Below are 12,662 nucleotides of genomic sequence, written 5' to 3'. Positions count from 1 at the left end.
CATATTCGACTGTCAACGAAAAAGCCCGTCTTGCCAGGATCTTACACGCCAGGAGCGGTTTTCAAGGTCGAATATCAGAGTGCCGTGCAGGTCGGTGCGCCACAGGGACAGCCCGGCGCGTTTTACGCTCTGGAGCGTTTCCTGGTGAGGGAAGCCGAAAACATTGTTGGCGCCGAGGCTGGCAAACACGCAGCACGGGGTGAAATGTGTAAGCAATTGGTCGACGGAGCCGTTGCGGCTGCCGTGGTGAGGCAATTTCAGCAGGGTCACCGGCAATTTTGGCGTGGCATTCAGCAGGTGGGCAACGCCGGCCTGCTCCAGGTCGCCGGTCAGCAGTACGCCATTGCGATTTTCGCGGGCATAAAAAACCAGGGACCGGTCATTCTCGCCAAGATCGTCGTCGGGCGGAGCGAACACCGCTATGGTCGTCTTTCTGGCCGCCGCGACGGGAGTCCACCCCGGGGCAAAGGTGCGCACGGGGATGTTCCTGGCCGCCAGTTGCCGGCGCAACGGCGGCCACAGGGCCGATGCGGAACTGCCGCACCAGAACTCCTTGATCCGAAAATGCCTGGCAATATGCAGCAGGCCGTTGCGGTGATCGGGGTGATCGTGGGTAAGGATGACAGCGGCAAGTTCCCTGACGCCGAAACGGCCCAGTGCGGGCGCGACCAGGCGTTCTCCGGGATCGAAATGGCCATGGGCCTGGCCGCCTCCGTCCACCAGGTAGTGCTGTCCCGCGCTGTCGGTTACCAGCAGGGCGTCGCCCTGGCCGACGCTCAGGGCAATGACGCGCAGGTGCCCCGGCTGTGGCGACGGCTGGACTAACAGGGCCAGCCCCAGCAGCGCAACAGCCCCCCAGCGCCATTTCCGGCGGGGCACCATCAGCGCGATAACCAGCATGCCGGCAAGCACCAGGGTAACCGTCGGCAGGTAGAGTTGCCGCGGAGCCATCAGGGGCAGCGCAAGCACTTTTTCCGACCAGTCCAGTATCCGGTCCAGCAATTCGGCAATTAAACCAAAACAGCCCGCGGCTCCCGCCGGCCACAGCGGCGTCAGCACCAGACCGGCCAGTCCCGCGGGGATCGCCAGCCCGCCGATGATCGGTCCGGCCCACAGGTTGGTCAGCAGACCGGCTGGAGCCAGCAGGTGAAAGTGCCACAAAACCAAAGGCGCGGTGCTGATGGTGGCGGCCAGGGTAACCAGTGGCACCTGCAATATCCGGCGTGGCCAGCAGGGCAGTACGCTCAGGTGGCGGCTCCAGCGCGGCACCAGGATCAGAATGCCGAAAACCCCCGCGAAAGACAGCTGGAAGGAAGGTGCTATCAGGGCCATGGGGGTTGCCGCAAGAATGGCGACGGCGACGGCTAAAGCCACGCGAAGCGGATGGCAGAAACGGCGCAGCCAGCACAAAGCGATCACGGCGACGGCTGCCAGCCAGGCCCGGGTGGTCGGCAGGGCCTGCCCGGTGATGTGCAGATAGCACCACAACCATGGAATCAGCAGGGCCGGCAGCAGGCGGCGTGGCGGGATGGCCAGCAACAGCGTCTCGCTGCGGCGCATTACGGGCAGCAAGGCCAGGTATCCGAACATGGCGACCAGACCCAGGTGGAATCCGGAAATGGAAAACAGGTGCGCCAGTCCCAGGTGGGCCAGTCGCTGCCGCTGCTCAGAAGTCATCCTGTCTTTGTCGCCGATCACCAGAGCCTTTGCCAGGTTGGCTTTGTCGCGGTCGGATATTGAGTGATCGATGAGGTCGGCAACGGTCTGGCGAAGGGTGCGGGAAAACCCGGGGCGGGCCTTCTTGATGACCACGATGCCATCGTCCTGTGGCAGGAACGCGGTTGCCTGTATGGCTTCGGAGGCCAGATGCCGCGGGTAATTGAATTCACCGGGGGTTCCGAACCGGCGCGGCCGTCGCGGACGCAGGCGCACCGCCAGCTCGTCGCCCGGGCAGAAACGCCGCCTGGAGGTTTCGAGATAGAGTCTCAGATTGCCGTTGACGGGTACCGGAGCGTGCCCTTGCACAACGTGATGTACGCGCAGATCAAGCCGCTCTCCGCCATCCGGGCCAGGATTCATGCGCCACAGCCGGCCGTAAAAGGTATGCCAGCGGTGTTCCGTCAGGGATAAAAGCGAGCGCCCGGCAATGGCGGGTGTTTGCTGCAGGTGAAAATTGGAATAGCCGAGTGCCGCCAGGGCGATCAGCAACAGGCAGGCGGCGCCACGGGCGCGGCGCAGAATCACGCCGGCGAGGGCCAGGGCTGCGGCCAGAGCCGGATGCCATGCCGGGGCCGGCACCGCCAGGGCCAGCAGCAAGCCGGTAATATAGGCAGTCGTGACAAGGGCGAGGTTCATGACACGGACGGGTCCCGTCGAATGCCAAAAGTAGCGGATCCCGGAGTCTTCGAACTGTCGCTCCGGATGCGACAGTTCGAAGATTAGCAATCGTTATTCTTGTGCGCAAGTATTTTTGGGCCGGGCCGATGTTTACAGGGTGTTGGCCAGGTCTGTTCATGACCGGCGGGGCGGGTGCCGCCCTTTTGGCAGGGGCTGGGAGGGAAAAAACCGGCGTAGAGAAAACCGATCAACAGCAGCAGTTCGAACATGGGCACCTCCTTGTCGGGTGGTCCCAGTGTGCGGCCGGGGTGCGACAGAATAAGTCGCACCCCGGTTTAATATCAGGGAATCACCGGCAAGGAGTGCGCGGATCGGACAGCGAGAGGCGTGGAATAAGGGCGTCGGGCCGCGCGGCGGGGAAAAGCGCCGGTTTCCCGGCGTACTGTATCAGTGGTGTCCCATGAACGATTCACAGGCCTGTCGGAACGCCTCGGGAATCTTCTCGAGGATGTCGTCGCTATCTTCCTGCTCCAGATCCAGAGTTGCCGCGCAGGGGGATGCGGCAGGTTGCAGTTCCGGCATCGGTGTGCGTTGACCGAAGCCGAGGCGTGTGCAGAACAGGCCGCCAAGGTTGACAAGGTTGGTGAGGATGCGGGCCTGTTCGCCGATTTTTTCAGGGGGGGCGGGAATGTTGTGATAAAGGACGCAGGCGACCAGTTGCGGCGACAGATTCCAGTGATGCAACAGGGCGGCGCCAATGGCGGCATGGCTGTAGGGAAAATGCTGGCGTTCCAGGGTAGCCAGGTCGCCTTCGCCGTTGTAGACATCCTGAACAAGCTGGGAATATTTCTCCGTATCCAGGTTGTTCATGGCGATTTTGCCGATATGCCGCAGCAAACCGCCGAGGAACGCTTCCTCGGGATCGTAGCAACGGGTTTTCCGGGCGATTTCCCGCGCGCAGAGCGCGCAGCCGATGGCATCTTCGAGCAGCAGTTTTTCGATCAGGCCAAAGCGCTTGTTCATGCTTTTGACACCTGCAGCCAGCACCAGGCTCTTGATGGTGGACAGGCCCAGAACCGCAATCGCACCTTCCAGATTGCTGATCTGGCGCTGGAAACTGTAGTAGGCGCTGTTGGCGGCCTTGAGGATGCTGGCGGCCACCACCGGATCCCGGGAAATGACCTGCGCCACGCTTTTGGCGGTCCAGTCGGGGTCCTCGATGGTGACCAGAAAATCACTGACGATATCGGTCATGGCGGGAAGCTCCGCTACGGCGGCAAGGGCGCAGGCCAGCTCCGGATCGGATTCCGTCCATTCGGTGAAAGATTCGGTGGTCAATGAGTTATTGCGCATGGATGGGTTCCTTCGGTAGTGAAAATGGTGCGTCGCATCGGATTGCATCAAAGATTAATGGCCCACCGCCGGTACGTCAACGATTTTAAGCATCTGTGCAGGTGGCCGGATCGGGCAGGGCCGGAAGGTCACACGGGGTTGTCGCAGCCGGCTGCCCGCACCTTTTTCAGGTAGTATCCATCCGGAAACTCCGTATGAAAACCAGATGTGAAAACCACGCCGGTGGTATTCCGTGGCGGCTCCGGATGGACAGGCTTCGGCGGGTCAGAACTTGAAACGCCGCATGCTGACATTCAACAGCAGGCCGACGCCGGTCATGGTAGTGATCATGCTGGTGCCTCCGTAGGAGAACAGGGGCAGCGGCACGCCGACCACCGGCAATAATCCAATAACCATGCCGAGATTGATGACAATATGAAAAAACAGCATGGCACTGACGCCGAAAGCGAGAAACATGCCAAAGCGCGTCGAGGCATGGCGGGACACGTTGAGACCCCAGATGACAAGCAGCAGGAACAGGGCCAGCAGCAGCAGGGCACCGGCAAAACCCCACTCCTCGGCAAAAACCGAAAAGGCGAAATCGGTGTGCCGTTCGGGCAGAAAGGAAAGCTGCGACTGGGTGCCTTCCCTGAAGCCTTTGCCCCAGAAACCGCCGCTGCCGACGGCGATTTTGGACTGAATGATGTGATACCCTGCGCCGAGAGGGTCGCTTTCCGGGTTGAGGAAGGTCAGAATCCGCTGTTTCTGGTAACCGTGCAGCAAAAACCAGCCGCCGCTGGCGGCGCTGCCGGCGAACAGTGCCAGGCCGGTCAGCGTGGTTGGGCGGATGCCGGCGAACAGTGCCATGGATCCGCCGATCATCAACACAATCATGGCGGTGCCGAGATCCGGTTGTTTCATGATCAGAAGAGCTGGCAGGGCGAGCAGCGCGAAAGGAACCCATAATTCCCGGAAGGAGAAGCCCCGGGGATGTTCGTTGCGACTGAAAAAGCAGGCCATGACGATAATAATCACGATTTTCATCAGTTCGCTCGGCTGCAGATTGATCACCTTGAGGTCGAGCCAGCGGGTCGCTCCCATCGAGGTGCGGCCGATCAGCAGGACCAGCAGCAGCAACCCGAGGTTGCCGGCGTAAAGAATCCCCCCAGATGTTCCAGGCGGCGGTAGTCGATGGCGCAGATGCCGGTGACGATCATCATACCCCCGGCAAGCCAGGACAGCTGTTTCAGCGAGAAGGGTGCCGCCGGGGAAGCCCAGGAAGAGGTGACGCTGACCAGGTTGAGAATGCCGAGTCCGGCAATGATCAGTACCAGCAGCAGCAGGCCCCAGTTGAAATGGGTGAGAAGGCGTCTGTCGAACATAGGGATTATCCGTTGGCTTCAGGTATTGAAGGTTCCGGTTGCTCCGGAACGGATGGCGGTGTCGGCAAGAGGTCCGGCGTCGTCGGTTGTGTGTTTACAGGCGGCTCTGCCGGGGTTGATAGCGGCGCTGAAGGCACTGGCGGTGCCGGATCTGGCGAAGCGGGTGTCGCACTGGCCTGCCGCGGCTGGCTTTGGGGGGGCACTGGGGTTTTGTCCAGCCCGAAGTAATGGGCGATAATGGCTCTGGCGATCGGGGCCGCGGCACTGCTGCCGTGACTGCCGTGCTCTACAACGACCGCGACGGCGATCCGGGGCTTGTCGGCCGGGGCATAGGCTGAAAACAGGGCGTGATCGCGAAAACGGTAGGGGATGAGATTTTCATCCCTGACGCCGTCACGCAGTTTGACCACCTGGGCGGTGCCGGTTTTGCCGGCGAACGGCAACGCTTCCAGGCGGCTCGACCAGGCGGTTCCGCCCGGCTCGTTGACCACCGCTTCCAGACCCTGGCGTACCGCGGCCAGGTGGGCGGGAGGGAGAAACACGCGGTGCAGTATTTCCGGTTGCGTGTGGCGGACGATCCGCTTTGCCGGATCCTGAGTGCTTTTGACGATATGGGGGCGGTAGAGCGTGCCGCCGTTGGCCACGGCCGCGGTCATGACCGCCAGCTGCAGGGGCGTGGTGAGGATATAACCCTGGCCGATGGCGGCGTTGAGGGTTTCCCCGCGATACCAGCTGGTGCCGAAGCGCTTCATCTTCCAGGCTTTATCCGGAATCAGACCGGCTTTCTCCATTTCGAAGGGCAGTCCGTAGGTTCGGCCCAGGCCCAGGTCGCGGGCCATGGCGGCGATACGGTCGATGCCGACCTTCTGGGAGACCTCGTAGAACCAGACGTCGCAGCTTTCCTTGAGAGCTTTGTGGAGGTCGGTGGTTCCATGGCCGCTGCGTTTCCAGCAGCGAAAGGTATGATTGCCTACCTTGCTTGATCCCTTGCAGAATACCCTGGTGTCTGCGCTGGCGCCACCAGCCTTGAGAGCTGCCAGCGCGGTAACGATCTTGAAGATCGAGCCCGGCGGATATTGACCACTGATGGCGCGATTCTGTAGCGGGTTCAATGGGTTGTTCTGCAACTCCCGCCACTCTTTGGCGGTCAGTCCACGGGCGAACTGAGCCGGATCGAAGGCCGGCTGGCTGGCAATGGCGAGAATTTCGCCGGTATGTACATCGAGGACTACGGCTGCGCCGGCCTGCTCGCCAAAGGCCTGTTCGGCGACCTGCTGCAGTGATGCCTGCAGGGTCAGCACCACTTCACTGCCCGGTTGCGGATCGAGGGTTTTGAGGATGCGCATGCTTTTGCCCTTTACGTCAACCTCAACCCGGCGTTCGCCGTCGGTTCCCGCAAGAATCGGCTCCAGGTTTTTTTCAAGGCCCGCTTTGCCGATCACGTCCCCTGCGTGATAGCCTTCGAATTCCGGGGCGCCAAGCTCCTTCTCGGTGATTTCTCCCAGGTAACCGAGAAAATGAGGGGCCAGAGGCCCCAACGGAAAGGATCTTACGGGGCGGGTTTCCATCAGCACGCCGGGCAGGTTGACGGCATTTTCCATGATTTTTTCAAGGGTGTCGCGATCCACGTCCCACGCCAGGGGGATGGGGCGGTAGCGGGGCAGGCGTTTGCCAGCCTCCCAGCGCTTGTGCAGTTCCTCGCGGTCCACTGACAGAAATCCGGACAGCCGGTCGAGCAGCATCCCGGGATCATCCACTTCCTGTCGCAGAACCGCGACGTCAAAGGCCGGACGATTGTCCGCCAGCAACTGGCCGTCCCGGTCGAAAACGCGGCCTCGCTGGGCGGCTATGGGGATATAGCGGGTGCGGTTCTTTTCAGAGAGGTTGCGATAGTGCTCGTCGCTGATCACCTGCAGCTGCCAGAGACGCAGCAGCAGCAGCAGAAAAACGATTGCCGCGGCAATCGAGGCATGCACATAGCGTTTGCGCAGATGCGGCGCCGGCTGCCAGTCGGTTTGAAAATCATGGTTCAAGGGCGCGATCCTCTCAACCTTAAATTTCTGTCGGTAGCCGCCCGATTTTCGCAGGCCAAAGCGCCGCAACACGAGCCGAAAAGGGCGCAACGGAGTTTATAGCGGACGGCGACGACGGGCTCGATGCAGCAGAAACGAAGCCTGCAGAAAGAACAGTGCGGCCAGCAGGTTGACCAACACCTGCGCCGGCAGCCCGGCCAGAATCTGCCGCCAGTAGGTACCATGTTCGGCCAGAAAACCCAGAGTGAAAATCATGATCAGAGCTTGCAGCAGGGTGCCGCTGATGACCAGAAACAGCATCAATACCGGGCTTTCCCGGTTCAGCAACCCGGCAACGCTTCGGAGCGACAGGTACAAAATCAGGTAGACAAGCCCGTGCAGCCCCAGGCAGGTTCCGGAAAGACTGTCCTGCAGGCAGCCCAGCAGCCAGGCCGCGGGGCCGCCCACGGCGATTTTTTGCTGCACCCCCAGCATCATGACCAGCAGCAACAGCAGATGGGGTTTGGTCGCCAGAGCGGAGGGTAACAGGGTTTCGGCGACTGCCAGCAGCAGTCCAAGCGCCAGGTATGCCAGCAGTGTTTTCATGAGGATTGATCCAGCAGCACCAGAACCTCCTCCAGACGGGAAAAATTCACCGCCGGTTTGACCACCACGGTCTGGAACAGATCCAGAGTGTTGACTTCGGCCAGACTTACGGTGCCAATTGTCAATCCCTTGGGGAAAATGCCACCATTACCAGAGGTAATAATGCGGTCGCCTGTGACGATATCTTCCTGGGCAAGGGCGAAATCCAGAGTCAGGGTGGCGCCACGGCCGCGACCCACGGCGCGGGCGCGACTGCGCTGGACCAGTACCGCGATCGCCGAAGAAGCATCGGTGATCAGCAGTACCCGGGATTGCCGGGGGGAGCAGCGGATAATGCGTCCCACCACCCCCTCCGGGGCCACGACTGCCAGGCCTTCACGCAGACCGTCATCGAGGCCGCGGTCGATGATCACGGTCTGGAACAGGCTGGTCGCGTCTTCCGCGACGACACGGGCGGCCAGGGTCGGCAGGGGCAGCTGCCGGCGTAATTTGAGCAGGGTGCGAAGGCGCCGGTTTTCAAGCTGAAATTCACGAACCTGGTCCAGGCGGGTGCGCAACCGCCGGTTTTCATGCAGCAGGCGGTCGTTTTCCTCGCGCGCATCGACAAGCCACAGATAATGGCTCCAGATGTCGCCCAGTCTTGCCGTTGAGAAGTCGAACCCGCGTTGCAGGGGACTGGCGAGTTGCAGGATGGTTTTTTCAAACAAGGTGGTTTCCGGCTGTTTGCGCAGGCGTGAAGAATAGACCAGCAGAGCAAAGATGATCAGAAAGACGACCAGCAGGGGAGAGCGGTATTTTCGGAGCAGCTCCAGCATGAAAAACCCTGTATCGCAATGCAAAAGAGGGCGCATGGCCCTCTTTTGCCGGAAATGCTATGTGGCGTGTCCCGGCACCGTTTTTCAGGAGGTGACGGTGACGCGCCGCAGCAGGTCGAGTTCGTCCAGCACCTTGCCCGAACCGAGGGCGACGCAGGACAGGGGGTCTTCAGCGATGACCACCGGAAGTCCGGTTTCATCCCGCAGCAACATGTCGAGATTGCGCAGGTAGGCACCGCCGCCGGCAAGCACGATACCCTTGTCGACGATGTCCGCCGCCAGTTCCGGTGGCGTGCGTTCCAGGGCGATGCGCACTGCCTCGACGATAGCGTTGACCGTTTCGGTAAGGGCTTCGCGGATTTCCCTGGAATCGATTTCCAGGGTTTTGGGGATGCCAGACACCAGATCGCGTCCCTTGACTTCCATGGTGCGTATTTCGTCTTCCGGGTAGGCGCTGCCGATCTCTATCTTGATCTGTTCGGCGGTGCGTTCCCCGATGAGCATATTGTATTTACGCTTCAGATGCTGCACGATGGCTTCGTCCAGTTTGTCGCCGCCGACCCTCACGCTCTTGGCGTAGACCACCCCGGCCAGGGAGATGACCGCCACTTCGGTGGTACCGCCGCCGATATCGACGATCATGTTGCCCGACGCTTCGGTGATGGGCAGGCCGGCACCGATGGCGGCCGCCATCGGCTCCTCGATAAGGTAGACTTCACGCGCCCCGGCGGACTCCGCCGACTCCTTGACGGCGCGCTTTTCCACCTGGGTGATGCCGGAAGGGACGCAGATGACGATGCGCGGCCTTACCAGTGTCTTGCGGTTGTGTACTTTGCGGATAAAATATCTCAGCATCTCTTCGGTTATATCGAAGTCCGCGATGACGCCGTCTTTCATGGGACGGATGGCGACGATGCTGCCCGGCGTCCGGCCGAGCATCTTTTTGGCTTCCATGCCGACGGCCAGGACTTTCTTCTGTCCCATGCTGTCTTTCTGTACCGCGACCACGGAAGGTTCGCTGACCACGATACCTTTGCCCTTGAGGTAAACCAGGGTGTTGGCGGTGCCAAGGTCTATCGCCAGGTCATTTGAGAACAAGCCGAGGATGGAATCGAAAAGATTGAACATGATGGCGGGTTTCTCCTTTCGCCCGTCCCCGACATGGGGACGGCCAGGCAGGTGCCTGAAAAAATGAGCTTAACACTAGCAAAAAGCCGACCTTATTTCAAGGTCCAAAAGGCAGAAATCAGTTGCAATTCCGAGGCCGATTGACTAACATTTCCCCTTATTTTTTCTTATGTGAAACTTTACGCAAAGGAGCCCGCCGAGATGCTTGACCTGATACGCAAAAAGCAGCGTTCAGTGCTCGTCAAAATCGTTTTCTGGACGATCATTGCCGCATTTGTTGGAACGATTTTCCTGGTCTGGGGCAAGGGTGACAGCGGACCTGGCGGGGACAGCAATGCCGTCCTGCATGTCAATGGCGACGCCGTCAGCTATGCGGAATATCAGATGGCCTACCAGAACCTTCGCCAGCAGATGGAGCAGCGCTTCGGCCGCAGCCTGCCGCCGGAGATCGAAAAACAGCTGGGACTCAACGCTCAGACCCATGACATGCTGGTCAACCGGCTGCTGTTGCTGCAGGAAGCCGATCGGCGGGACCTTGAAGTGGGCAAAGCCGAGCTGCGGCAGGCCATTGCCGAAATTCCCGCATTCCAGAAAGATGGCCAGTTCGACAGGACGCTTTATCAGCAGGTTCTGGCCTATCAGCATCTGGACCCGCGGACATTCGAGCGCAGCATGCGCGAGCAGTTGCTGTTGTCGAAGGTCATGGATGCCATTCGGCAAGAGGCCGCGGTTACCGATCAGGATATCGAAACCGAGTATCGCAACCGGAATGAAAAGATCGCCCTGGGTTTCGTAAAATTCTCCCCCGGCGGATTCGAAAACAAGGTCGCGGTCAATGGTGACCTGCTCAAGTCCTACTTTTCCGAACATCGGGAAGAGTTCCGCAAGCCCGAAAAGGCTGCCCTGCGCTATGTTGTCTTCTCCCCGGAAAAATATATCGGTGACGTGACCCTTCAGGAGGATGCCGTCCGCAATTACTACGAACGGCACAAGGACCGCTACTGGGTGGCCGAACAGGTCAAGGCTTCGCATATTCTGTTTCGCACCACGCCCGCTCTGGATGAGGACGGCCGCCGGAAAAAGCGCGCACTTGCCGAGCAGGTGCTTGAAAAGGCCCGTGCCGGCAAGAATTTCGCCGAGCTGGCCCGGCTGCATTCGGATGACGCCGCCAGCGCCGTAAAAGGCGGGGATCTCGGTTATTTCACCCACGGCACCATGGTGCCCGAGTTTGAAAGTGTAGCGTTTACCCTGGCTCCTGGTGAAATCAGCGGCGTCGTCGAGACGCCCCTTGGTTTTCACATCATCAAGTGCGAAGGCCGCATCGAGGCCGGCGTCAAGCCGCTGGACGATGTGCGGGATGAAGTGCGCGACAGCTTGCGGCAGGATCTTGCCCGCCAGATGGCGCTGGACAAGGCCATGCTGGCCTACAGCGCCCAGCGGCAGAGCGGTGACCTCGATGCCGTGGCTCAGGCGAACGGCCTGCGGATCCGGGAAACCGGGTTGTTTGGGCGCGGCGATGCCATCGACGGGCTGGGCAACGACCAAGAACTGACGGCGGCGGCTTTTGCCCAGAAGGCAGACGAATTGTCGCGACCCGTGGTGCGGGATGGCAGCGCCATCGTATTTGTCGTGAAGGAGCGACGCGCCAGTTTTGTGCCGGCCCTCGATGAGGTGCGCGGCGAGGTGGAAAGGGCCTATCGCCGGCAGGAAAGTGTCGGGTTGGCCCGACAGGCCGCGGAAGCCATGCTGAAAGAGCTGAAGGCCGGCAAAAAGCTGTCGGATCTGGCTCGCGGACAATCCCTTGAAATGGGTGAAACCGGGCTGTTTCCCCGTTCTTATGGCAATTTCGTTCCGAGTCTTGGCAACTCCGAGGAACTGGCCCGTACAGCCTTCGGCCTGACACTGAAAAAACCGGCGGCCGATCGTGTTTTCAACCTCGATGGCCGGTTCGTTGTCGTTGCCCTGACGAGCCGGGTGGAGGCTGATCCCTCCAAATTGACCGAACAGCTGCGCGACGAACTGCGGACTTCGGTACTGGCGAGCAAGCAGGAAAGCATGCTCGGCGAGCTTCTTGAGAAACTCAAAAGTGAAGCGAACATCAAGGTCGAACCGGCCTTGCAAAGCATTCTGGAAGGTGAGAAAGCACTATGATACCGGTTGTTTTACAGACGAATTTTCCCGGCCTGAAGAGGGTCAATCAGGGCAAGGTACGCGATATCTACGATCTGGGCGAACACCTGATGATCGTGACCAGTGACCGTATTTCGGCATTTGATGTGGTGATGAACGAGGGGATTCCCTATAAAGGCTTTGTTCTGACCCAGATCTCCAGATTCTGGTTCGAAACCTTCGCCGATCTGGTCCCGAACCATCTGGTATCGGCCGACGTGAACGATTTCCCCGCTGAAACCCGCCCCTACAGGGATCAGCTCGAAGGGCGCAGCATGCTGGTGCGTAAAGCGCAGCCTTTGCCTGTCGAATGCATCGTTCGAGGGTATCTGGCCGGTTCGGGCTGGAAGGAATACTGCCGTCAGGGCACCGTTTGCGGCATCGATCTGCCCGCCGGTATGGTCGAAAGCCAGCAACTGCCCGAGCCGCTCTTCACCCCTTCGACCAAAGCCGAACTGGGTGCCCACGATGAGAACATCTCTTTTGCACAGGCAGCCGAGCTTTGCGGCGCCGACGTCGCTGCTCAGGCCCGCGACGTGGCGCTGGCCATCTACCGCCGCGCCCGCGGCCTGATGGCCGACAAAGGCATTATCGTGGCCGATACCAAGTTCGAATTCGGCCTGCGGGATGGGAAGCTGCTGTGGATCGACGAGGCCCTGACCCCGGATTCCTCGCGTTTTTGGCCGAAGGATGCCTACCGCATGGGGGGAGCGCAGCCGAGCTTCGACAAACAGTTCCTGCGTGATTACCTGGAAACCCTCGATTGGAAAAAGCAGGCCCCCGCACCCGCTTTGCCCGACGATATCGTTCTGAAGACTTCCGAGAAATATCTCGAAGCCCTGTTCCGCATCACCGGCCAGAAACCCTGACAGGGGACCTGA

Annotated in this window: 9 protein-coding genes and 1 pseudogene; 2 read left to right on the top strand and 8 right to left on the bottom strand. The window is 60.5% G+C overall.

Annotated elements, in window-relative coordinates; translation table 11 throughout:
- Positions 1-12: 12 nt before the first annotated feature.
- The 8 genes and pseudogenes from A6070_RS10155 to A6070_RS10125 form a co-directional block, all read right to left on the bottom strand.
- Positions 13-2,355: a DNA internalization-related competence protein ComEC/Rec2 gene (locus tag A6070_RS10155; RefSeq protein WP_072285648.1), complete on the bottom strand. Its 2,343-nt coding sequence runs from the start codon at positions 2,353-2,355 to the stop codon at positions 13-15.
- Between the two features lie 83 nt (positions 2,356-2,438).
- Complete coding sequence (locus A6070_RS15600; RefSeq protein WP_158513967.1) at positions 2,439-2,606, bottom strand: hypothetical protein; 168 nt, start codon at positions 2,604-2,606, stop codon at positions 2,439-2,441.
- A 178-nt stretch (positions 2,607-2,784) separates the two neighbouring features.
- Positions 2,785-3,690 carry an HDOD domain-containing protein gene (locus A6070_RS10150; protein ID WP_072285647.1) on the bottom strand — a complete coding sequence of 302 codons (906 nt, stop codon included), beginning with the start codon at positions 3,688-3,690 and terminating at the stop codon, positions 2,785-2,787.
- Between the two features lie 264 nt (positions 3,691-3,954).
- Positions 3,955-5,051: pseudogene (gene rodA / locus A6070_RS10145) on the bottom strand (rod shape-determining protein RodA).
- Positions 5,052-5,056: 5 nt separating this feature from the next.
- Positions 5,057-7,084: a penicillin-binding protein 2 gene (gene mrdA / locus A6070_RS10140; RefSeq protein WP_083558429.1), complete on the bottom strand. Its 2,028-nt coding sequence runs from the start codon at positions 7,082-7,084 to the stop codon at positions 5,057-5,059.
- 96 nt (positions 7,085-7,180) lie between these two features.
- Positions 7,181-7,669 carry a rod shape-determining protein MreD gene (gene mreD, locus A6070_RS10135; RefSeq protein WP_072285645.1) on the bottom strand — a complete coding sequence of 163 codons (489 nt, stop codon included), beginning with the start codon at positions 7,667-7,669 and terminating at the stop codon, positions 7,181-7,183.
- Positions 7,666-8,520, bottom strand: coding sequence for a rod shape-determining protein MreC (mreC, locus tag A6070_RS10130; RefSeq protein ID WP_235605448.1), 855 nt, complete (start codon positions 8,518-8,520; stop codon positions 7,666-7,668). Before mreC ends, mreD begins: the two co-directional genes overlap by 4 nt.
- Positions 8,521-8,568: 48 nt before the next feature.
- The gene (locus tag A6070_RS10125; RefSeq protein ID WP_072285644.1) at positions 8,569-9,612 is read right to left on the bottom strand and encodes a rod shape-determining protein; all 1,044 of its coding nucleotides are present in this window, start codon (positions 9,610-9,612) and stop codon (positions 8,569-8,571) included.
- A 201-nt stretch (positions 9,613-9,813) separates the two neighbouring features.
- Between A6070_RS10125 and A6070_RS10120 the strand changes: the two genes are divergently transcribed.
- On the top strand, positions 9,814-11,763 hold the full coding sequence (locus A6070_RS10120) for a SurA N-terminal domain-containing protein (protein WP_072285643.1): 1,950 nt from the start codon (positions 9,814-9,816) through the stop codon (positions 11,761-11,763).
- A complete protein-coding gene (locus A6070_RS10115; RefSeq protein ID WP_072285642.1) occupies positions 11,760-12,650 on the top strand; it encodes a phosphoribosylaminoimidazolesuccinocarboxamide synthase in 891 nt (296 codons plus the stop codon). The genes A6070_RS10120 and A6070_RS10115 overlap by 4 nt, the downstream gene beginning before the upstream one ends.
- Positions 12,651-12,662 lie beyond the last annotated feature (12 nt).

The sequence above is a fragment of the Syntrophotalea acetylenica genome, assembly GCF_001888165.1.
GTDB classification, from domain to species: domain Bacteria; phylum Desulfobacterota; class Desulfuromonadia; order Desulfuromonadales; family Syntrophotaleaceae; genus Syntrophotalea; species Syntrophotalea acetylenica.
The sequence above is the reverse complement of the archived record's forward strand: the minus strand, read 5'-3'. Positions and strand labels throughout refer to the sequence as shown.